Origin of the sequence: Streptomyces sp. NPDC097640 (assembly GCF_040302705.1) — a bacterium.
Lineage (GTDB): Bacteria > Actinomycetota > Actinomycetes > Streptomycetales > Streptomycetaceae > Streptomyces.
The window spans coordinates 260833-282074 of record NZ_JBEOSB010000002.1; the positions used below are offsets into that span (position 1 = coordinate 260833).

The following is a 21242-nucleotide window of genomic DNA, read 5'->3' on the forward strand; positions in this document are numbered from 1 at the left end:
CCGGTCATGGCCGACGGCCACGCCGGTCGGGCCCTCGTCGCAGGCTGCGGCGGGAGGCTGGGCCGGGCGGCGTGTGAGGCCGCCCGGGTCCCATGGGTGTGTCAGATCGTTATCGGCCGGTGTTCAGTGGCCGGTGTTCAGTGGCCGGTGTTCAGTGGCCGGCGGTCGGCCACGAGGCTCAGCCCGTGTGCCAGGAGCTTCTCCAGGTCGGCCAGGTCTTCGGGGCTGGGGTCGACGAGCGGGGCGCGCACCGGGCCGACCGGCTTGCCGCGCAGCCGGGCGGCGGCCTTCACCAGGGACACGGCATAGCCGGGCACCCGGTCGCGCAGCTCGACCAGCGGGACGAAGAACTCGCGCAGCAGCTGGTCCATGCGCTCGTCGTCGCCGTCCTGAAACGCGGTGAAGAACGCGTTCGCGATCTCGGGTGCGAAGGCGTGGACGGCGGAGGAGTACGGGGACACGCCGACGGTGGCGTATGCGCGGGCCTGCATCTCGGCGGTGGCGGCCCCGTTGAAGAACAGGAGGTCGTCGGGCGCGGCGAGGGTGAGCCGCTGGAGCCGGTCCAGGTCGCTGTGGCCGTCCTTCAGGCCGATGACGGTGGGGATCTCCGCGATCCGGCGCAGGCCGTCGATGGTGAACGCCACCTGGTCGCGCTGGTAGGCGATGAGGGGCAGCCGGGTCCCGGCGGCGATCCGGCGCACCTGCTCCACCAGGCCGTCCTGAGGGGCCTTGAGCAGATAGTGGGGGAGTACCAGGGCGGCGTCCGCGCCGGCCTCCTCCGCGATCCGGGCGAAGCGCAGCGCCTGCGCGTAGCCGTAGCCGATGCCGGCGACCACCGGCATGCGCCCGGCCGCCACGTCCACCGCGGTGGTGATCACCTGGCGGTACTCGTCCTCGTCGAGGGCGGTGAACTCTCCGGTGCCGCACGCGGGGAACACCGCGCCGGGTTCGGTGTCCAGCTGAGCGGTCAGATACTCGCGATAGGCGGCCAGGTCCAGGCTGCCGTCCTCACCGAAGCTGGTGAGCGGGAAGGACAGCACGCCGCGCGCCATGCCGTGACGCAGCCGCTGCGCGACTTCCTGGGCCGCCGTGTTCAGAGTCATGAACTCGTCTCCACATACATGCATTTGGTCTAGATATGAGAATGGAGGTTAGGGTGGCCCATCCAACAGGTCAATGGGTGGGCGACCCGATTTCCTTGAGGCGTACGTTCAGGGGCGCGAGCCGAGCTCGCACTCCGCCTGTGTCCAGACCCGTGCCTGCTCGCTGAGGGTGATACCGAGTCCCGGCCGGGAGGACACATGCATACGGCCGTCGCTGATGTGCAGGCGCTCGTTGAAGAGCGGCTCCAGCCAGTCGAAGTGCTCCACCCACGGCTCGTACGGGTAGGCGGCGGCGAGGTGGAGGTGGATCTCCATCGCGAAATGCGGGGCGAGCTGGAGGTGCTGGTGTTCGGCGAGGGCGGCCAGTTTCAGGAACTGGGTGATGCCGCCGATGCGCGGGGCGTCGGGCTGGATGATGTCCGCGGCCTCGTTGCGGATCAGCTCCCAGTGTTCGGCGACGCTGGCCAGCATCTCCCCGGTGGCCACCGGGGTGTCCAGCGAGGCCGCGAGGGCGGCGTGGCCACGGGCGTCATAGGCGTCGAGGGGCTCCTCGATCCAGATCAGCCCGAACTCCTCGAGGGCGCGCCCCATGCGCTGGGCGGTGGGCCGGTCCCACTGCTGGTTGGCGTCGACCATGAGCGGTACCTCGTCGCCCAGGTGTTCGCGCACGGCGGTCACCCGGCCCAGGTCCACCTTGCCGTCGGGGTGGCCGACCTTGATCTTGATGCCGCCGATGCCCGACGCCAGCGAGGCGGAGGCGTTCTCCAGCAGCTGCTCGGTGGGCGTGTGCAGAAAGCCGCCGGAGGTGTTGTAGCAGCGGACCGAGTCGCGGTGGGCGCCCAGCAGCTTGGCCAGGGGCAGCCCGGCGCGCTTGGCCTTCAGATCCCACAGGGCGATGTCGAAGGCCGCCACGGCCTGGGTGGACAGTCCGCTGCGTCCGACGGAGGCGCCCGCCCACACCAGCTTCGTCCAGAGCTTGGCGATGTCGCTGGGGTCCTCGCCGAGCAGCGTCGGGGCGATCTCCTTGGCGTGCGCGAACTGGCCGGGGCCGCCGGCCCGCTTGGAGTAGCTGAAACCGATGCCCTGATGGCCCCCCTCGGTGGCGAGCTCGACGAAGAGGAAGGCCACCTCGGTCATCGGCTTCTGCCGCCCGGTGAAGACCTTCGCGTCGCTGATGGGAGTGGCCAGCGGAAGGGTGACCGAGGACAGCTTGATCCAGGAGATCCTGTCGAGGGTCGCCTCGCCTGCCTGCTGCGCGGCAAGTGCCGTCGTTTCCGGTTTGCTCATTACTTAGCGTTCCCTGTGGGTGCGAGCGGGGCGACCGGCCCCTGAGGTGGCCCGGTCGCGGTGTCGCGGGCGTGTCTCGCTCAGCCGCCCCTTGACGCTAAGTGGTGGATTGATCTCCGTCTAACTTAAAATTTGTATGCGCTGATACAGGGAGAGCATCATTGTTCACTCTCGCTCAACTCGCCAGTTTCGTGGCGGTCGCCGAGGAACTGCACTTCACCCGGGCCGCCGAGCGGCTCAAGATGACGCAACCACCGCTGAGCCGCCAGATCCAGCTGCTGGAGAACGACCTGCGGGTCCAGCTCCTGGACCGCACCAACCGCTCGGTGCGGCTCACCCCCGCGGGGCGCGCCTTCCTGACCGAGGCCCGCCGCATTCTGCGCCAGTCCGAGTACGCGGCGCTCGCCGTCCGGCAGGTGTCGACCGGCGAGGCGGGGAGCATCGCCATCGGTTTCACCGCGGCCAGCGCCTACTCCACACTCGGCACGCTGCTGGAGACCGCCCGTACGGCCATGCCCCGGGCGGAGATCGTGCTGCACGAGATGGTCACCCGCGACCAGCTGGAGGCCCTGGCCCAGAACCGGCTGGACCTCGGGCTCGGCCGGCCCTCGGTCACCGGCCCGGACCTGCGGTCCCGCCCGGCCGTGCGGGAGCGGCTGCTCGCGGCGCTGCCCAGCGACCACGCCCTGGCGGCGCGCGAGGGACCGCTTCAGGTGGCGGACTTCGACGGACAGCCGTTCCTGATGTACTCACCCACGGAGGCCCGCTACTTCCACGAGCTGCTGATCAGCATCTTCAGCGCGGCGCATGTGGCCCCCGTCTTCTCCCAGTACCTGAGCCAGGTCCACAGCATCCTGGCCCTGGTCAATTGCAGCCTCGGGGTGTCCCTGGTGCCCGAGGCCGCCGCGCGGCTGCGCTACGCCGACGTCGTCTTCAAGCCGGTCGAGCTGGACACCCCCAACCCCGTGGAGCTCAACCTCGTCTGGCGCGAGACCAACGACAACCCGGTCCTGCACGCCCTGCTCCGCCACCTGTGAGCGCCGCCGGCGGAGCTCATCCCGTCCGGTAGAGCGCCGTGAGCAGCTCGATCGCCGACTGGGCGGCAGGGTGCGGATCGTCCCGCCACCAGGCGAGCCGCACCGCGATCGGCTCGGCGTCGCGCACCGGGCGGTAGGCCACGCCGGGCCGCGGGTACTGGTTCGCGGTGGACTCCGCCGTGATGCCCACGCAGCGGCCGGTGGAGATCAGGGTCAGCCAGTCGTCGACGTCATGTGTCTCCTGGGTCGCCGGACGCGAGCCGGACGGCCACAGCTCCGTGGTGGTGGTGCCGGTCCGCCGGTCGATCAGCAGCGTGCGCCCGCTGATGTCGGCGAGCCTGAGCGAGCGGCGCCGGGCCAGCGGGTCGTCGGCGGCCAGGGCGCACAGACGCGGCTCAAGACCCACGATGGCGGAGTCGAAGCGGCGGTCGTCCAGCGGTCTGCGCACCACGGCCAGATCGCAGACGCCCTCCGCCAGCCCCGCGGTGGCGGAGTTGACGCGGACCAGCTGAAGCTCCGTCTCGGGCCGCGCCTGGGCCCAGCGGCGCTGAAAGGCCAGTGTGTGGCGGCCCACCGCCGACCAGGCGTAGCCGATCCGCAGCCGCCGGTGGCCGGAGGTCGCCTCCCGGACCAGGCCGTCCACCTCCCCGAGCACCCGCCGGGCGTGCGCCACCACGCGCAGACCGGTCCCCGTCGGCGTCACCTCGCGGGAGGTCCGCAGCAGCAGCCGCGCGCCGAGAGCGCGCTCGAGCGAGGCCAGCGTGCGGGACACCGCCGCCTGGGAGACGCCGAGCGCGATGGCGGCATCCGTGAAACTGCCCTCGTCGACGATCGCCACGAGGCAGCGCAACTGCCGCAGCTCCACATCCATGGCCCGAGCCTCATCCATGACTCAAGCGTATAGATCCCGCCGTCGATGCATTTTGCGCAAGAGCCGGGCCGCCGCAGGATCGGGGCATGCGAGCAGCCTCCGCACACCGGCCCGCGCCGGTCGTCTCCGCGCCGAAGCCCGAGGGAGCGCGCCTGGCCGGCGTGGCCACCATGGTGGGCAGCGGCCTGTCCAACCAGATCGGCGCCGCCACCGGGTCCCTCGCCTTCCCCGTCCTCGGGCCCCTCGGCGTCGTCGCGGTACGCCAGTACGTCGCCGCCGTCGTCCTGATCGCCGTGGCCCGGCCCCGGCCGCGGACCTTCACCTGGCGGCAGTGGTGGCCGGTGCTGCTGCTCGCCCTGGTGTTCGGGACCATGAACCTGTCCCTGTACAGCGCCATCGACCGGATCGGCCTGGGGCTGGCGGTGACCCTGGAGTTCCTCGGCCCGCTCACCATCGCCCTGGCCGCCTCGCGCCGCCGCGCGGACGCGTGCTGGGCGGTCGTGGCCGCGGCGGGCGTCATCACCCTGATGCGCCCGCGGCCCTCCGCCGACTACCTCGGGATGGGCCTGGCCGCGCTGGCCGCCGTCTGCTGGGCGTCCTACATCCTGCTCAACCGCACCGTCGGCCGACGCATCCCCGGCGCGCAGGGGTCGGCGGCCGCCGCCGGACTCTCCGCCCTGATGTTCCTGCCCGTCGGCATCGTCCTCGCCGTCCGGCAGCCGCCGACCGCGGCGGCCGTCGGCTGCGCCGTCGCCGCCGGGGTCCTCTCCTCGGCCGTGCCGTACCTCGCGGACCTGTTCACCCTGCGCCGGGTGCCTGCCCAGGCTTTCGGGCTCTTCATGAGCGTCAACCCCGTGCTCGCCGCCCTGGTCGGGTGGATCGTCCTCGGGCAGCGCCTGGGGTGGATCGAGTGGGCCGGCATCGGGGCCGTCGTCGTCGCCAACGCGCTCAGCATCATGGGCCGGGCCAAGGCGGAGCCGGCGAGCCGGTAGCCGGACGGGCCGCTGGTCCACCGGCCCGCTACGGCCGCGCCGTCGTGCCGCGGACTTCCAGGGCCGGGGTGGTGAGGACCACTTCGGCGGGGCGGGCGGGGTCGGCGATCCGCTCGAGCAGACACCGCGCGGCGCGGCGGCCCACGTCGTGGCTTGCGTTGTCCACGGTGGTGAGCCACAGATGGCGCAGGCGCGAGAGATACGTGTTGTCGTAGCCGACGAGGGAGAGGTCGCGGGGCACCTGGAGGCCGAGCTCCTCGGCGGCCGACAGGGCGCCGACACCGGCTATGTCGTTGAACGCGAAGACGGCGGTGGGCCGCTCCCGGGCGCTGAGCAGCCGGACCGTGGCCCGGTAGCCGCCCTCCTCGGTCAGGTCGCCCTGCTCCACGGTCGCCGTCCCGGTCAGCCCGCGCTCGCGCATCACCGCCTCGAAGCCGCGGCGGCGCAGCTCGCCGACCGCCCCCGGCCCCGCGATATGGGCGATGCGCCGGTGGCCGAGGCCGATGAGGTGTTCGGTGGCAAGGCGCGCGCCGTGCTCGTCGTCGCCCGCGACGATGTCCACCCCGGGCAGCACCGGCTCGCGGGCGCCCGCCACCACGGTCGGCACGCTCCCGGCCGCGGTGGCCAGCGCCTCGGCGGCCGGAAGCGTGCCGACGGCGATCAGACCGTCGACCCGCAGATCCGTGAAGGTACGGGTGAGGTCCTCGCCGAGGCGCCGGTTGAGGTGTCCGTCGGCCAGCAGCATGCGCAGACCGGAGTCGTGCAGCCGGGAGTTGAGGCCCTCGAGCAGCTCCACGAACCAGGGGTTGCGCATGTCGTTGAGCAGGACCCCGACGGTGCGGGTGCGCCGCTCGCTGAGGCTGCGCGCGGCGGCGTTGGGCCGATAGCCCAGCTCCTCGACGGCGGCGAGGACGGCCTGCCGCTTCTCCGGGCGCACCTGGTCGGAGCCCCGCAGCACCAGGGAGACCAGCGACTTCGACACTCCGGCGCGTTCGGCGACATCGCGGATCGTCGGTGGTCTCATGGCCTGGACCGTTCCATAGCGCGTGTCGGGTTGTCAAAGGGATTGACAGGTGCGGAGATGGTCTTCAGTGTGGGCCGGGAACATTTTGGAACGGTCCAAAGAGGGGCAGTCATGGTGAGTACGCTCGGCGTCGCCGTCGTGGGGTTCGGCTGGATGGGACGGGTGCACACCCAGGCGTACGCCCGGGTGCCGCACCACTTCCCCCAGCTGCCCGTACGGCCCGAACTGGTCGCCGTCGCCGACGAGGTGCCCGGCCGCGCCGAGGAGGCCGCCGAACGGTACGGCTTCGCCACCGCGGCCCGGGACTGGCGGGAGATCGCCGCCGACCCCCGGGTCCGGGCCGTGAGCATCGCCGCCCCGAACTTCCTGCACCGCGAGATCGGCACCGCCATGGCCGAGGCGGGCAAGCACATCTGGATCGAGAAGCCGGTCGGCCTGACCGCCGAGGACGCCCGCGCGGTCGCGGACGCCGTGGCCAAGGCCGGTGTCCAGGGCGCCGTCGGCTTCAACTACCGCAACGCGCCCGCCGTCGCCGCCGCCCGCGAGCTGATCGCCGCAGGGGAGATCGGCGCCGTCACCCATATCCGCATCCGGCTGTTCAGCGACTATGCCGCCCACCCCGAGGGGGCCCTGACCTGGCGCTACGAGCGCGAGCGCGGCGGCAGCGGAGTGCTGGGCGACCTTGCCTCGCACGGCGTGGACCTGGCCCGGTTTCTACTCGGCGAGATCGAGTCGCTGGCCGCCGACACCGCCGTCTTCGTGCCCGAGCGGGCCCGCCCCACCGGGGCCACCGCCGGCCACACCCGCTCCGCCGGTGGCGAGCTGGGCCCGGTGGAGAACGAGGACTACGTGTCCTGTCTGCTGCGCTTCGCCTCCGGCGCGCGGGGCGTGCTGGAGGCGAGCCGGGTCTCGGTCGGCGAGCAGAACAACTACGGCTTCGAGATCCACGGCACCAAGGGCGCGGTCCTCTGGGACTTCCGCCGCATGGGCGAACTCGGCGTCAGCCGCGGCGACGCCTACCAGGACCAGCCCGTCAGCACCCTGTACGTCGGCCCCGGACACGGCGAGTACGCGGCCTTCCAGCCCGGCTCGGCGAACAGCATGGGCTATGACGACCTCAAGGTCATCGAGGCGTACCACTTCCTGCGCTCCATCGCCGAGGGCACGCCGCACGGCGCCACCCTGGACGACGCCGTGCGCAGCGCCGCCGCGCTGGACGCCATGGCCCGGTCCGCCGAGCGGGGCACCTGGGCGAGCCCGGCCTAGCCCCTGTCCGACGCTCACGCGGGCGGCGACAGCCACTCGGCGATATCGGCGACGACGGCCGGGTCGACGTGGTGCGCGGATTCGTATTCGGCGGGCGTCGAGGGCCCCGAGCCCGGGCAGAACAGGTGGTTGTCGGCCTCGTACACGCGCGTCGTCACATCCGGGCGGTGGGCGAGCCCCGCCCGCCACCGTGCGAGATCGTCCGCGACGGTCACCTGGTAGTCGCGGCCGCCCTGGAGCACGAGCATCGGTGTGCCCAGGGCCGCGGCGGCCGCGACCGGGTCGTAGCCGCGCAGGTCCAGCCAGTACGCGGCCGACAGGCCGAGCGGCAGCGACTCCGCGGGTGTCGAGGTCGACAGGCCGGGGCTGTCCACCACCGCGGCCTGTCGCGTGAGCGCCTCGACGGCGGCGTCCGCGGCGGGCCCGGGGGCCAGCGAGGCGAGGTGGCGCGCCACGCGGACGGCGGCCCGGTGCATCGGCTCGGCGTCGGCGGCCAGCAGCACCAGACCGGCGACCGAGGGCTCGGTCGCCGCCACCCGCGGGGCCACCTTGCCGCCCATGCTGTGGCCGACCACGAAGATCCGCCCGGGATCCACGGCCGGCCGGTCCTGGAGCGTCCGGACGGCGGCGGCCGCGTGCGGCACGTACTCGTCGGCCATCGTGAAGTCGTGGTCGTCCGCCACCCGTCCGGGGTGGGCGTACGTCACCTTGTCGAAGCGCAGCACCGCCACGCCACGGCTCGCCAACCCCCACGCGAGATCCTTGAGCGGTTTGTTCGGCCCGGCGCTCCCGTCGCGGTCGAACGGCCCTCCGCCGCCGAGCAGCACCACGCCGGGCCACGGGCCGTCCCCGCGCGGCAGGCTCAGCGTGCCGGATACGGCGAGCGGAGCGTGGCCGAGCGTCACGGCGCTCTCCTCGAACCGCTCCGGAGCGGCGTACGGAGGCGGCGTCCACGGCGCGGTGGCCGCGGGCGCGAACCGCAGGCCGTTCAGGCTGCCGGTGTCGTCGACCGACATGACGACGGTGAGGCCCCCGCGTTCGCAGGACACAGGGACACTCACCCGGACCCGTCCCGCCCCGGGCGGCTCGGCCACCGGGTCCCCGATGGCGGTGACCGCTCCGTGCTTGCCCAACTCCATGCCCCAGGCGAGCCGTAGCGCGTCGGCGGACACGGCCGCGCGCAGCGTTGGCGCGAACCGCTGCGCGATCTCGTCGAAGCACCCCTCGCGCGCCATCTCCACGACCGCGACGGCGGTCTTCGCCGGATCGGTTTCCGTCGCCATCCCCGCCTCCCCTTCCTGCGTTCTCATTTTTGCGAAAGGTAGCAGATATGAGATCGTTGGGCGATGGACACGTTGGAGCTGCTGGCGCATCCGGTACGGCTGCGGATCGTGCACGCGCTGCGCGGGGGACGACTGCTGTCGACGGCCCAGCTGTCGGCCCGGATCCCCGATGTCTCGAAGGCCACGGTCTACCGGCACATCGAGCTGCTCGCGGACGGGGGGCTCCTGGAAGTCGCCGAGGAACGGCGGGTGCGCGGCGCGGTCGAGCGCCGGTACCGGCTGCGCCAGGAGCGGGCGGTGATCGACGCCGAGATGATGGAGTCGCTGTCGCTCGACGACTACCGGCGCGGCTTCGCCGCGGCGATGGCCACCCTGGCCGCCGAGTTCGACGCCTATCTCGACCGGGAGGGGGCCGACCCGGCGGCCGACCTGGTCGGCTACCGGCAGCACGCGGTGTGGCTCAGCCGGGACGAACTCCACGAGATGATCGGCGAGCTGCGGGGTGCGATCGCGCCCCGGCTGGCCAACACACCCACGGGCGACCGCGCCCGCTATCTGCTCAGCCCGATCCTCTTCCCGGCTGAGGAGCCGTCCGCAGACCCCGACCTGGACCCCGACCCCGCCACCGACGGCGGGTGAACTGCCGTGGCCCGTCCACGGCTGCGGCCGGGCTCAGTCGTCCGGGTTCCAGGACAGGAGGCGGACCTGCGCGACGGTCCGCAGATGGCGCCGCATCGCCGTGGCGGCGGCCCGGGGGTTGCCCGCGACGATCGCGTCCAGGATGCGCTGATGCTGGGCCAGGGAGCGGCGTGGGCGGCCGGGTTGGCGCAGCGACTCCGCGCGGCTCTCGCCGATCTGGTCGGCGATGGACCGCATGAACTCGGCCAGCAGCGGGCTGTGGGCGGCGGCCGTCACGGCCTCATGGAACCGCCGGTCGCCCTCGGTGCCATGGCGGTCGGACTCGATCTCGTCCTCCATCCAGTCCAGGGCGGACTCCATGGCGGCGAGATCCTCGTCCGTGCGGCGCTCGGCGGCGAGTTCGGCGATCTTGGTCTCCAGCGCCTCGCGGGCGTCGAGCACATCGGGGAGGCGGCGGCGCCGCTCGACCAGCCGCTCCACCGGCTCGGCGTCGAGCTCGTCCCTGAGCAGGTAGGTGCCACCGCCCTGGCGGACCTCCACCAGGCCCTGCACCTCGAGAACGACGACGGCCTGCTTGACGGAGGCCCGGCTGATCCCGAGCCGCCGGGCCAACTCCCGCTCCGGTGGCAGCCGGTCGCCCGCGCGCAGGCCGCCCTCGGCGGCGTAGGCGCGCAGTCGCTCCAGCACCTGCTGGTAGAGACGCTGGCGAGCCATCGGGCGCAGTGCGTCGGTCATACGGGCACTCCCTCGGCGTCGAGACCCCTACTGTCCCGGTGACCAGCGGATCAGTGGCCGAGCGGCGCACTGGCCCACTGGCTCACTGGACAAGTGGCTGAGCCAATCTGCTTCCTCAGTATTGACTATGACGCACCGTGGGGCCCACCGTGATTCCGCCACTGGCCACTTGGCGACGGGAGCTCTCATTGTCCCCCGAACTCATCTCGATCATCGCGCTGGTGGCGGTCTTCGTGCTGGCCACCACGCGCTCCGTCAATATGGGCGCGCTGTCCTTCGCAGCGGCGTTCGGCGTGGGAGAGCTGGTCGCCGACCTTGACGCCGACGGCATCTTCGCGGGCTTCCCCGGAGACCTCTTCGTGGTCCTCGTGGGCGTGACGTATCTGTTCGCCCTCGCCCGGGCCAACGGCACCACGGAGTGGCTGGTCCACGCCGCGGTCAGACTCGTGCGCGGGCGGGTGGCGCTGATCCCCTGGGTGATGTTCGCGATCACCGGTGTCCTGACCGCGATCGGCGCGGTGAGCCCGGCCGCGGTCGCGATCGTCGCCCCCATCGCGCTGAGCTTCGCCGCGCGTTACGGCATCAGCCCACTGCTGATGGGGGCCATGGTGGTGCACGGCGCCCAGGGCGGCGGCTTCTCACCGATCAGCATCTACGGCTCGATCGTGAACGGGATCGTGGAACGGGAGAAGCTGCCCGGCAACGAGATCACGCTCTTCCTGGCCAGCCTGGTGGTCAACCTGGTCATCGCCGCCGTCGTCTTCGTCGTCTGCGGCGGCCTGAAGCTGCCACGCCACGCGACCGCGACCACGACTGCGACCGCGACCGCGACAACGGAGCCCCGGCCGGCCGACGCCCCGGCCGACGACCCGGCCGTCGAGGGGGCGGCGAGCGGCCTGACCCCCGACCGGGTGGCGACCCTCCTCGCCCTGGTCGCCCTCGTCGTCGCCGTGCTCGTCTTCGACCTCGACGCGGGCCTCGCCGCGATCACCCTCGCCGCGCTGCTGAGCCTGTTCTGGCCCAAGGACGGCAAGAAGGCGGCCAACGAGATCTCGTGGCCGACGGTGCTGCTGATCTGCGGCGTGCTCACCTATATCGGCGTGCTCCAGGAGATGGGCACCATCGACTACGCGGGCCGGGCCGTCAGCGACATCGGCGTCCCCCTCCTCGCGGCTCTCCTGCTCTGCTACATCGGCGCCGTCATCTCCGCCTTCGCCTCCTCCGTCGGCATCATGGGCGCGCTGATCCCCCTCGCCGTCCCCTTCCTCGCCAAGGGCGACATCGGCGCGGTCGGCATGGTCGCCGCCCTCTCGGTCTCGGCCACCGTGGTCGACGTCAGCCCCTTCTCCACCAACGGCGCCCTGGTGCTCGCGGCCGCCCCCGACGTCGACCGCGACCGCTTCTTCCGCCAGCTGATGGTGTACGGGGGCGTGGTGGTGGCGACGGTCCCGGTCGTGGCCTGGCTGGCCATGGTGGTACCGGGCCTGGGCTGACCCGCCCCGAGCCGAGGAGGGCGACCATGACGAGGCCGCAGAGGGCGACCGAGACGCCTGAGGAGCGCCCTGTGGACTGCTTCGTGTGCCGGAAGCATCGCGATGTCACGCTGATGCCGGGAGGGCCGGTGCACGAGGACGAGTTGGTGGTGGTCTCGCATGTGTCCCCGCGGGCTCCGGGGCAGTCGGCGGAGGTCTATCTGGGACACCTCCTCGTGGAGCCGCGTCGGCACGCGGCCGGCCTCGCCGACCTCACCGACGAGGAGGCCGAGCGCATGGGGCGCTGGAACACCAGGTCCGCGCGGGCGTTGCGGGAGGTCGAGGGCGCCGAGCATGTGTACGCGGCCGTGATCGGTGACCGCGTGTCCCATCTGCACCTGCATCTCCTGCCGCGCTACCCCGGCACGCCCCGGGAATTCTGGTGGACGCGCGTCGACGAGTGGCCACAGGCGCCACGGGGCGGTGAGGAGGCCGCCGCGCAGCTCGTACGACGCCTGAGGTCCCGCCGGTGAGGGGGCGCGGGCGCGTTGCCGCGGCCTGGTCGCCACGCGCTCATGCGCCGCCCAGCCTGCGGTTGGCCAGGACGGACACCGTGCGCCGGACGGACGTGACCTCGTCGGGGTCCACGTCCCCCACCAGGAGCGCGGGGGCCGCGTCCAGCCGTTGTCGCACGGTGCCGTCGGGGCCGATGAGGGCGCTGTGGCCGATGCCGGTGGGGGCGGAGGACGTGGGCGCGTGGCCGGTGGCGGCGGGGTCGGCCTGGCCGACGGCGGCCAGCCACATCGTGGCGTCCAGGGCCCGGGCGCGGATCAGCAGTTCCCACTGCTCGCGCTTGCCCGGTCCGGCGCCCCAGGAGGCGGGGAGCAGCGAGAGCTGCGCGCCGGCGTCGGCGTGGGCCCGGAACAGTTCGGGGAAGCGCACGTCGTAGCAGGTGGCCAGGCCGATCCGGACGCCGTCGAGGTCGAAGGTGACCACCCGCGAACCCGGCGCCACGGTCCTGGACTCGGTGAAGCCGAAGGCGTCGTACAGATGGATCTTGTCGTAGGAGGCCTCGACCCCGGGGCCGGTGGCCAGCAGGGTGTTGGTCACCCGGCCGTCGGGCGCCGGGGTGAACATGCCGGCCACGACCACCAGGCCGGAGTCCTTGGCGATCTGCCGGACCCCGGTGGCCCACGGCCCGTCCAGCGGCTCGGCGAGCGACGTCAGAGAGGTGCCGAAGCAGGCCATCGTGGCTTCGGGGAACACCACGAGACGGGCCCCGGCCTCCGCCGCGCGGCCCGTCTGCTCGCGCAGGACGGCCAGGTTCCGCTCGGGATCCGGGCCGGTGGTGAGCTGGCTCAGTGCGATGCGCATGGTGGGTGGGCCTCTCTGTCGGGCGGGTGAGCGGGGCGTGCATACACCTCGTGACCAGGGTTACCCGACGGTTACCCGCTTTCCGGCGAAGGGAGAGGCCATGTACGCCCCGATGAGACTCCACCACATCGCTCCCCGGCTCACGACCGGGGTGCTCATCCTGCACTCGGGCCTGGGCAAGCGCCACGCCGACGAGCAGACCGAGCAGGGGCTCCATGGCATGGCGGCCGGGGCGTACCCCTGGTTCCGCGGGATGTCACCGCATCGGTTCACCCGGCTGCTGTCCTGTGCCGAGGTGACTCTGGGCGCGGCGCTTCTGTCGCCCCTGGTGCCCACCGCCGTCGCCGGGGCCGGGCTCACCGCCTTCGCCGGCGCTCTGGTCGGGCTGTATCTGCGCACCCCCGGAACGCACCCGAAGGGCAGCCCCCTGCCCACCCCGGAGGGGCTTCCGCTGGCGAAGGACTCCTGGCTGCTCGGCATCGGTCTGGGGTTTCTCTGCGACCGCCAGGCGTGGACGCGGCCCTGCCTGGCGGTGTGCCGGAAGTGATCCGCCGAAGTGATCCGCCGGTGATCCTCCGTGGCGGCCGGCCGGCGGGTCAGGGGGTGTACGAGGCGTCGCGCGCGGTGCGTACGACGGCCTCGCCCTCGGCCCGGCCGAGCAGCCCGGCCCTCACCCACGCGTCCACCGTGGCCGCCACCTGCCGGACGAGTGCGGCCTTGGTGGGGAACGGGGCCGCGGCCCAGATCTCGTCGAGGAGCGTGGTGTCGTCGGCCTTGACCGGGTTGGCGACACCGGAGTCGGTGCCGCCGAAGACGACAGCCGGCTCGGCCCGCCGGAAGTAGGCGTGGGTGGGGTCCTCGGTGCCCTCGTGGAACGGCGCCAGCCCGACCCCGCCCAGCGTGTAGTGGAGCGGCTTGTCCGGTACGGGGGTGAGCGAGGGCAGCAGATCGCCCGACAGGGCCGCGTTGCGGTACAGGCCGAGCCGCAGCTGGTCCCGGCCGGGGTCGCGGGCCACCAGATTGACGGGGCCGTAGAAGAGGGTCTGTGTCGCCGGGTCGTCGAGGGCCTTCTCGACCCGGAGCCGGAAGGGGATCGAGACCCGGACCGTGTCCCCGTCGCGCCAGGTCCGGGACACCGTGAAGTAGCTGCCGGGGACCGGAGTCCCCTGGACCCGCTTCCCGTTGACCGTGACCCGGAAGCCGTCGGTCGCCCAGGCGGGCACCCGCAGGCGGAGGTCGAAGGCGGCCCGCTCGCCCCGGACGGTGAGCGTGGTGCCCTGCTCGACCGGGTAGCGGGTGGTCTGTGTGACGGTGACGCCCCGGTCGGCCCAGGTCAGGGTGGAGGGGCTGTACAGGTTGACGTAGAGGGCGGTGGCGTCGGAGGCCGCGAAGTACACCGAGTCCTGGTATTTGGTGGCGCTCTCCATGCCCGTGCCCTCGCAGCAGGTGGTGCCCGCCTTCGGCGTGTAGTCGCGCACATGCCCCGGCAGCAGGCCGATGAAGTAGGTGACGAGGGGCTTCTCCGCGTCGGCCCGGTCCTGCTTGGAGCCGAGGATCTGATTGTGGAGCGTGCGCTCGTAGTAGTCCATATAGGCCGGATCCTGCTGGTGGAAGAACAGCGCCCGGCTGAGCTTGAGCATGTTGTACGCGCAGCACGTCTCGGCGTTGGTGTCGCTGAGCGTGCCGGCGACGACCCCGGCGTCCTTCCAGAACTCCGCGGTGCTGGTGCCGCCGATGGCGTACATGCGGGTGGGGACGACCATGCGCCAGAAGTTCCGCGCGGCCTTGAGATACCGTTCCTCGCCGGTCTGGTCGTACAGCCGCAGCAGCCCGGTGAAGATGGGGATGTGCTGGTTGGCGTGCAGCCCGCTGAGGATGTCCTCGCCCGCCGCGCAGGCGTCGATGAGCCGGTCGAGGTCGAACAGCCGGGCCAGGGCGAGGTGTTCGGCCTTGCCGGTGATCGCGTGGAGGTCGCAGATCGCCTCGACGATCCCGCCGAACTCACCGCTGGAGAAGATCCCCCACATGCGCTGGAGAGTGGCCGGGGGCAGCTTGGACAGGCGTGAGTGCATCCAGTCGCACATGCCGCTCGCGAGGTCGAGCGCCCGGGCGTCCTGGGTGTTGGCATACGCGTCGAGCAGCCCCCGCAGGATCTTGTGCGCGGTGTAGTACGGCGCCCACACCACCGTGTAGTCGCCCTTCGTCATCGACTCCAGGGTGATGAACTGGGTCTCCGGGTACGCGGCGAGGAACCCCGGATGGCTCGGCCCGCCCCAGGTGCGGCGCAGGGTGGCGGGCCGTCCGTGTCCGGACGCGTCCGCGAAGGTGGTGGCGGCGCTCTCGTCCAGTCCGTACGAGGCCAGATCGCCCGCGCCCGCCGAGGTGCCGGCGGCCGGGGCGTCCTGGAGCTCCGCGATCTGGGCGGCGGTCAGCGCCCGCGACCAGATGTTCACCTCGTCGAAGGCACCGGCGAAGACGGGGTCGCCGGGGAAGGCTGAACGGCCGAGCCAGCCGTGGGCCAGGGGGCCGAGCGCGGCGGGGGTGAGGGTCAGCTCGGTGTTCGTGCGCACGGCGGTGCCGTTGACGTAGAGCGTGCCGGTGCCGCCGGTGAGGGTCACCGCCAGATGGCTCCACTCGTCCGGGGGCAGTGGCGCGGTGCCGTCGAGCGCCTGTTCCCGGCCGGGGCCACCGGTGGTGACGGCGAACCGCGGGACGCCGTCGGCGTTGCGCGCGGCCAGGTAGAGATAGCGGGTGGTGTCGTTGCCGAAGTCGAAGACACGGGCCCAGTCGGCGGTGTGCGCCGGACGGACCCAGGCGGACAGGGTGAGGGCACCGGACCCGCCGAGCACATCGGCGGGCAGGTCGATGTACTGGTAGGAGCCGCGGAGTTGCTCCACCGCGGTACCGAATCTGCCCGGCACGCCGAGCGCCTTGGGCTCCCCGCGGAGCGCCTCGCGCACCTCGGTCAGGGCGCCGACCATGGTGCGGATCTTCGCCGCGTACGCCTCGTCGCCGGTGCTGCCGTACGCCTGGGCGAGCATGGTGAGGAAGTGGCCGGTGTAGTGGCCGCGGAGGTTGCCGTTCGCCTCGCCGTCCAGCCCCTCCCAGCCGCCGGGGGCGACGGCGCCGCGTGTGTCGAGCCCGGCGTTGGCGCGGAAGACCTGGAGCAGCCGGTCGACGTCGTAGCCGCGGCCGTAGTCGAGCATCAGCCGGCGCTTGGCGGCGAAGAGGCCCTCGTGCAGCGTGACGTCCTTGAGCGCGAACGGCCGCACGGGCCGCGCCACCGCCGCCGGGGCAGCCGCGGTGGACCCCGTGGATCCGGCGGACACCGCCGGACCGGCGCCGAGGGCCGACACGAGGGGCGCCGCGGCCACTCCCGTCGCGGTGCGGAGGAAGACACGCCTTCTCAGCGGTGCGGTCATCGGGCCTCATTCCAGGGATACTTGTCCGAGATGTCGAACGAAGTTCGAGAGGTCGAGCAAAAGGTAGAGGTCCGCTGAGAGTGCGTCAATGGTTCAGGTGATCCGGGTGTCCCGGTGGCCGGGGGCGGTACGGCGGCCCGTGCCGCCCCCGGCCCCGCCCGTCAGGCGTTGGGGTCGAACGGAATCCCGGAGGGCTTGGCCTTCGCGAGATGGGCGTTGAAGTTGCCGTCCTTGAGGCCGAAGGTGGCGCTGCCGAAGTCGGCCTGGCTCAGCTTGTCCCGGATCCCCGCGGGGTAGCCGTTCCAGCCGACCAGGGTGGGGAACTGCCAGGTGTGGTAGTGGTTCTCCGGCGGCTCGTCGTTGGAGTTCGCGGCGCGGAAGGCGTGAGTGCTCAGGCCGTCCTTGTGGTAGACGACCTTCGGGTGCGTGCCGTCCCAGCGGATCTGGTCGCGGGTGTGGACGTTGAAGTTGCCGTGGGCGGAGGTGGAGACGTACTGCGCCTGGTTGTTCTGCACCCACACCACGACGTGTTCCCAGTCGTGGCGGTGCCCGCCGATGGTCGCCTGGTCCTTCTCGAAGTAGAGGCCGTAAATGATCGCGCACCAGCCGTTGTTGCACTTGTAGCGCGCGTAGCCGTTGGTGTTGTCGAGGTCGGACTGGTCATGGCACTGTCCGTTGGGGTTCCCGGACGGGTTGAGGCCGCCGTTGAGAGTCCCGTCAGGGCCGATGGCGGGGCTCGGGTAGCAGCCGTCCGTGTCGTAGTCGAAGGCCGGCTGGAACGTCTGCTCCATGCCGTCCGCGTTACCGGGCAGCGCCTTCGGGGGGTCGGCGAGCGCGGTGCCGGGGAAGGCGATGACCAGCGCGACGGCGCTGCCGAGGATGAGCGGGACCTTGCGGATGCGCGACCTTCTCTTCACTGCGTCCTCCTGAAGGACCGGGGGGTGTGGGGCAGGCCGTTCAGTATTGGCATGCACCAGTCAGCATCCTGCCACGCGACGGAGTCGCAAGTGGCGACAGATGGCGCAGGGGTGAAGAGTCAACCAATGTGGAGTGCGGGGGAGTTGGGTTCGATCAGACGGCGGACCAGCCGTTGTCGACGGGCAGGACCACGCCGTTGACGTTGGCCGCGGCGTCGGAGGCGAGGAAGACGATGGCGGCGGCCTGCTCCTCGGCGGTGGCTATCCTGCCGATGTTGCCGGCGTAGGCGCCGATCACGGCCGGGCCATGGGCCCCGGGCCGGGCGTCCACCCGGATGGCGGTCGCGGTGCCGCCCGGGGCGATGGCGTTGGTGCGGATCCCCTGGTCGCGGTACATCACGGCGAGCGACTTCACCAGGCCCACGACCCCGTGCTTGGAGACGGTGTACGCGGCGCCGGCCGCACTGCCGCGCAGGCCCGCCTCGGAGGCGGTGAAGACGATCGAGCCCCGGCCCGCGGACACCATGTGCGGCAGCGCGGCCCGGGTCAGCAGGAACGGCGCCGTCAGGTTCACCCGCATGACGCGGTCCCACTCGGCGTCGTCGGTGTCCGCGACGGCCGAGAGACGGTCCATGATGCCCGCGTTGTTGACCAGGACGTCCAGTCCGCCGAACGCCTCCACGGCCGTGCCCACGACCCGGTCCACCACCTGCTGGTCCGCGAGGTCGCCGACCACCGCGCGGGCGGTTCCCCCCTCGGCCGCGATCGTCTCGACGACCCCCTCGGCCCCTTCCGGGTCGAGGTCGGCGACCAGTACCTTCGCCCCCTCCCGGGCGAAGGCGAGCGCCGTGGCCCGGCCGATCCCCGATCCCGCTCCGGTGACGACGACGCTGCGCCCTTGAAGGCCGATGCTGCTCACAGGGGGCTCCCTTCCCTCGCATACGGCTCCTCCGCATGCGGCACGGACGGGACGGGCTCTCCGTGGTGCGCCCGTCCCGCGGGTCACCCTAGATGTTTTTGGCACTGACTGCCATAGTGGCCAAAGGGGGCGAAAAGGTGCGTTGTCCGGAGGCCGTCGCCGACCGCGGCGGGGTCCGAAACCGCTGGTTAGGGTGGGAACCCACCGGGCATCGCCCACGAACAGCGGAACGGGGAACCACTGTGAAACAGCCTGGAGCGCGGGCCGCCGCGGCGACCGGCACCCCCCGGCCGACCGGCCGTCCGCCGCTGACCGAGCGGCGCAAGGAGGCCACCCGTCTGGAGATCGCCCATGAGGCGGTGCGGCTGTTCGGCGAGCGCGGGGTGGCGGCGACCTCGGGCGAGGAGATCGCCCGCGCCGCCGGTATCTCCCCCCGCACGCTGTGGCGCTACTTCCCCTCCAAGGAGGAGTGCGTACGTCCGCTGCTGGCCGCCGGCCTGGAGGCCGTGGCCCGACGGCTGCGCGACTGGCCCGCGGACCGCCCCCTCTGCGACGGGATCCAGTGGGATCTGCCCTCGGCCGCCGAGCCGTCGGAGGTGCCCTCCGCGATGCGCCGGCTGATCGGGTTGCTTCCCGGGGAGCCGGGGCTGCGCGCCGTCTGGCTCCAGGTCCACCACGACGCCGAACCCGTCTTCACCGAGATCATCGCCGCCCGCACCGGAGCGGACCCCGCGGATCTGCTGCCCAGGCTCAAGGCGGTGATGCTCAACGGGGCCCTGCGGGTGGCCGCGGAGGAGTGGGCCGGGCGCTCCGCGGAGGCGGACGGGGCCGCCGACGCCGAGGTGTTCCGGCGGGCGGTGCTCAAGGCCACCGAGGGCCTGGCCATCTGAGGCCCTGCCCGCCGGGGTGCCTGCCCGGCAGGGCCCGCCGCGGTCAGGAGCGGCCGGTGACCGGGGCCAGCCACAGGCCGACGATCGCGTCGATCAGACCGGTGGCGGCGTCGTGCCAGGTGGCGCGGGGCGTGGGGGAGTTCTCGGCGAGCGCGCGTTCACGCTCGGCGCTGATGTGCAGGATGAGCTCGCGCGCCATGATGCCGCGCTCGGCGCTGACCTCCGCCGGCAGATCGGGCAGGCACCGGCTCAGCCCTTCGATGACCTGCGGCAGCGACGCGGAGGCCAGCGACTCCTCGACGATGATCTCGTGCAGCGCCGGGTCGGTCATCACCTGGGCGCAGAACCGCGCGTACCACGTCGGGCTGCCCAGCTCCGCCAGATGCTCGGGGACCGGGCGCACCAGGCAGGCCACCCAGTCGCGTATGTCGTCGGAGTCGCCGATCCCGGCCAGCAGCCGGCCGCGGATCCGCTCGATCTCCCCGGCGTGTTTGCGCGCGATCGCGCGCACCAAGTCGGCCTTGGTGCCGAAGTGGTAGCCGACCGCGGCGTTGTTCCCCTGCCCCGCGGCCTCGCTGACCTGGCGGTTGGACACCGCGTACACCCCGCGCTCGGCGAACAGCCGCTCCGCCGCGGTCAGGATGAGCTCCCGCGTCGCGCTGACCTGTTCCGCCCGTACCGTCCTGCCCGCCATGATCACCACCGCACCGGGACTTCGCGCCGCCCCGCGACGGCCAGTCCCTCGAGCCGCCGCGGGTCCTCCACCGCAACAGCGGGTTCCAGGGAGGAAAGCCTACGCAACCCCACCCACCCATTTTAGTCAAGCAGCTGACTTAAATTCCTGTGCGTTCCCCAGGTCCTCGGATCCTCAGGCCGCGCCGCGCTCCGGACAGGGCGGAACGCCGGCGATATCGGCGATGTCGGCGATCCGGGCGGCAACCAGCTCCCGGAGGGCGGCGGCCGGCGGCCGCTCCTGGCACAGGAAGACATGGCCCCCGGCGAACTCCCGCGGCTGCGGCGGGGACGGCGTGCTCAGCCGCCACCGCTCCGATTCCGCCGCCGACAGACTCCGGTCGCCGCGGCCGGACCACACGTGGTAGTCCGTCCGGCCACCCGGCGGCACGGCCGCCGGTTCGTGGTACGTGTCCATGAGGTGCAGATCCTGGCCGAGCATGGTGACCGCGAGGTCGAGCATGTGCGGATAGTCGAACAGCTCAGGGGGGCAGCCGCCGTGGCGCCGCAGCTCCGCGGCGAGCTCCTCCCGCGTCCTGGTCAGGAACGGGGCGCGCGGATGCGTCGCGACCCGCGCGGTGGTCACCGGGGACCGGGCCCCCGAGAGCACCACGTCCCTGATGTGGTGGCGCTGCCCGTCGGGCAGCTCCGCGACCAGGGCGTGGGCGAGGAGGGCGCCCACACCGTGTCCCACCACCACGGCGGGCCGGTCGACCCAGCTGCGGAACGCCGGGAAGAGCCGGTTCACCGCGTCGTCGAAGCTGTGCGCCGGGGGAGTGTCGGCCAACTCCCCCCGGCCGTCCAGCTCGAACGCGACCGCGGCGCACCCCGGCGGCAGTGCCCGGGCGAGCGGGAGCATGGAAAGCGCGGTCGCGCCCGCGTAGTGGAAGAGGAACACTCTCAGTGGCAGCCGGGGGTCGCCGATCAGGAGGTGACCGTCGACAATCCTGATGCGCATGCCATTCCCCCTGTTTGTGGACGTATCGCAATTCCATGAATGACCGGGCGGCGGGCGGCGGGTAATACGGGCAAGCCGTACTCGGTATTCATCCGGGCAGCCGGTGAATTCGCTTGGCACATACCGCGGGAGGTCTTGTCCGGCGCCATGGAAAATCCTTTACCGAAACATCACTCAGCTTGGTCAGGAGTCGTGATGGACTAAGAGGATGCGCCGAATGGCAAGGACCTGGACCCGGCTCCCACGCGGGCAGGAGAGATGGATATCCGAGCGGCTTGGAAACCCCCCGCCCCGTCCCGGATCCGTGCGTCCGCCCTGGAC

General features: G+C 72.2%; 20 protein-coding genes. 8 read left to right on the top strand and 12 right to left on the bottom strand.

What is annotated here, in order from left to right:
- Positions 1–137: 137 nt before the first annotated feature.
- Both ABTY62_RS03380 and ABTY62_RS03385 read right to left on the bottom strand, forming a co-directional pair.
- Positions 138–1103: a 5-dehydro-4-deoxyglucarate dehydratase gene (locus ABTY62_RS03380; RefSeq protein WP_352127651.1), complete on the bottom strand. Its 966-nt coding sequence runs from the start codon at positions 1101–1103 to the stop codon at positions 138–140.
- A 108-nt stretch (positions 1104–1211) separates the two neighbouring features.
- Positions 1212–2390: an L-talarate/galactarate dehydratase gene (locus tag ABTY62_RS03385; protein ID WP_352127652.1), complete on the bottom strand. Its 1179-nt coding sequence runs from the start codon at positions 2388–2390 to the stop codon at positions 1212–1214.
- A gap of 161 nt (positions 2391–2551) precedes the next feature.
- Here ABTY62_RS03385 and ABTY62_RS03390 point away from each other — a divergent pair, with 161 nt between their 5' ends.
- Entirely contained in the window at positions 2552–3427 is an 876-nt protein-coding gene (locus ABTY62_RS03390; RefSeq protein ID WP_352127653.1) for a LysR substrate-binding domain-containing protein, read from the top strand.
- 16 nt (positions 3428–3443) lie between these two features.
- Here the strand turns inward: ABTY62_RS03390 and ABTY62_RS03395 are convergent, their stop codons facing one another.
- Positions 3444–4298, bottom strand: coding sequence for a LysR family transcriptional regulator (locus ABTY62_RS03395; protein WP_352127846.1), 855 nt, complete (start codon positions 4296–4298; stop codon positions 3444–3446).
- Positions 4299–4384: 86 nt separating this feature from the next.
- On the opposite strand from ABTY62_RS03395, the gene ABTY62_RS03400 reads away from it, so the two are divergent.
- The gene (locus ABTY62_RS03400; RefSeq protein WP_352127654.1) at positions 4385–5290 is read left to right on the top strand and encodes an EamA family transporter; all 906 of its coding nucleotides are present in this window, start codon (positions 4385–4387) and stop codon (positions 5288–5290) included.
- A 28-nt stretch (positions 5291–5318) separates the two neighbouring features.
- Here the strand turns inward: ABTY62_RS03400 and ABTY62_RS03405 are convergent, their stop codons facing one another.
- Positions 5319–6314: a LacI family DNA-binding transcriptional regulator gene (locus ABTY62_RS03405; protein ID WP_352127655.1), complete on the bottom strand. Its 996-nt coding sequence runs from the start codon at positions 6312–6314 to the stop codon at positions 5319–5321.
- Between the two features lie 111 nt (positions 6315–6425).
- Between ABTY62_RS03405 and ABTY62_RS03410 the strand changes: the two genes are divergently transcribed.
- Entirely contained in the window at positions 6426–7580 is a 1155-nt protein-coding gene (locus ABTY62_RS03410; RefSeq protein WP_352127656.1) for a Gfo/Idh/MocA family protein, read from the top strand.
- 14 nt (positions 7581–7594) lie between these two features.
- On the opposite strand, the gene ABTY62_RS03415 is transcribed toward ABTY62_RS03410, so the two are convergent.
- Complete coding sequence (locus ABTY62_RS03415; RefSeq protein ID WP_352127657.1) at positions 7595–8863, bottom strand: alpha/beta hydrolase; 1269 nt, start codon at positions 8861–8863, stop codon at positions 7595–7597.
- 63 nt (positions 8864–8926) lie between these two features.
- On the opposite strand from ABTY62_RS03415, the gene ABTY62_RS03420 reads away from it, so the two are divergent.
- On the top strand, positions 8927–9502 hold the full coding sequence (locus ABTY62_RS03420; protein WP_352127658.1) for a helix-turn-helix domain-containing protein: 576 nt from the start codon (positions 8927–8929) through the stop codon (positions 9500–9502).
- 33 nt (positions 9503–9535) lie between these two features.
- Here ABTY62_RS03420 and ABTY62_RS03425 read toward each other — a convergent pair whose 3' ends face one another.
- Positions 9536–10237 (bottom strand): FadR/GntR family transcriptional regulator, encoded by a 702-nt coding sequence (locus ABTY62_RS03425; RefSeq protein WP_352127659.1) that lies wholly within the window; start codon positions 10235–10237, stop codon positions 9536–9538.
- A 188-nt stretch (positions 10238–10425) separates the two neighbouring features.
- On the opposite strand from ABTY62_RS03425, the gene ABTY62_RS03430 reads away from it, so the two are divergent.
- Complete coding sequence (locus ABTY62_RS03430) at positions 10426–11730, top strand: SLC13 family permease (RefSeq protein ID WP_352127660.1); 1305 nt, start codon at positions 10426–10428, stop codon at positions 11728–11730.
- A 26-nt stretch (positions 11731–11756) separates the two neighbouring features.
- Positions 11757–12242, top strand: coding sequence for an HIT family protein (locus ABTY62_RS03435; protein ID WP_352127661.1), 486 nt, complete (start codon positions 11757–11759; stop codon positions 12240–12242).
- Between the two features lie 40 nt (positions 12243–12282).
- Here the strand turns inward: ABTY62_RS03435 and ABTY62_RS03440 are convergent, their stop codons facing one another.
- Positions 12283–13083, bottom strand: coding sequence for a carbon-nitrogen hydrolase family protein (locus ABTY62_RS03440; RefSeq protein ID WP_352127663.1), 801 nt, complete (start codon positions 13081–13083; stop codon positions 12283–12285).
- Positions 13084–13183: 100 nt separating this feature from the next.
- On the opposite strand from ABTY62_RS03440, the gene ABTY62_RS03445 reads away from it, so the two are divergent.
- Positions 13184–13630 (top strand): hypothetical protein, encoded by a 447-nt coding sequence (locus ABTY62_RS03445; RefSeq protein WP_352127664.1) that lies wholly within the window; start codon positions 13184–13186, stop codon positions 13628–13630.
- A 49-nt stretch (positions 13631–13679) separates the two neighbouring features.
- Here the strand turns inward: ABTY62_RS03445 and ABTY62_RS03450 are convergent, their stop codons facing one another.
- The 3 genes from ABTY62_RS03450 to ABTY62_RS03460 all read right to left on the bottom strand — a co-directional run bounded on the left by ABTY62_RS03450 (position 13680) and on the right by ABTY62_RS03460 (position 18341).
- A complete protein-coding gene (locus tag ABTY62_RS03450; RefSeq protein WP_352127665.1) occupies positions 13680–16505 on the bottom strand; it encodes a beta-L-arabinofuranosidase domain-containing protein in 2826 nt (941 codons plus the stop codon).
- Positions 16506–16666: 161 nt separating this feature from the next.
- Positions 16667–17422: an NPP1 family protein gene (locus ABTY62_RS03455; protein WP_352127666.1), complete on the bottom strand. Its 756-nt coding sequence runs from the start codon at positions 17420–17422 to the stop codon at positions 16667–16669.
- A 154-nt stretch (positions 17423–17576) separates the two neighbouring features.
- Positions 17577–18341, bottom strand: coding sequence for an SDR family NAD(P)-dependent oxidoreductase (locus ABTY62_RS03460; protein ID WP_352127667.1), 765 nt, complete (start codon positions 18339–18341; stop codon positions 17577–17579).
- A 242-nt stretch (positions 18342–18583) separates the two neighbouring features.
- On the opposite strand from ABTY62_RS03460, the gene ABTY62_RS03465 reads away from it, so the two are divergent.
- On the top strand, positions 18584–19231 hold the full coding sequence (locus ABTY62_RS03465) for a TetR/AcrR family transcriptional regulator (RefSeq protein ID WP_311723216.1): 648 nt from the start codon (positions 18584–18586) through the stop codon (positions 19229–19231).
- Positions 19232–19274: 43 nt separating this feature from the next.
- Here the strand turns inward: ABTY62_RS03465 and ABTY62_RS03470 are convergent, their stop codons facing one another.
- Together ABTY62_RS03470 and ABTY62_RS03475 are read right to left on the bottom strand one after the other, a co-directional pair.
- Positions 19275–19925 carry a TetR/AcrR family transcriptional regulator gene (locus ABTY62_RS03470; RefSeq protein WP_352127668.1) on the bottom strand — a complete coding sequence of 217 codons (651 nt, stop codon included), beginning with the start codon at positions 19923–19925 and terminating at the stop codon, positions 19275–19277.
- 174 nt (positions 19926–20099) lie between these two features.
- The gene (locus ABTY62_RS03475; protein WP_352127669.1) at positions 20100–20921 is read right to left on the bottom strand and encodes a thioesterase II family protein; all 822 of its coding nucleotides are present in this window, start codon (positions 20919–20921) and stop codon (positions 20100–20102) included.
- Positions 20922–21242: the final 321 nt, after the last annotated feature.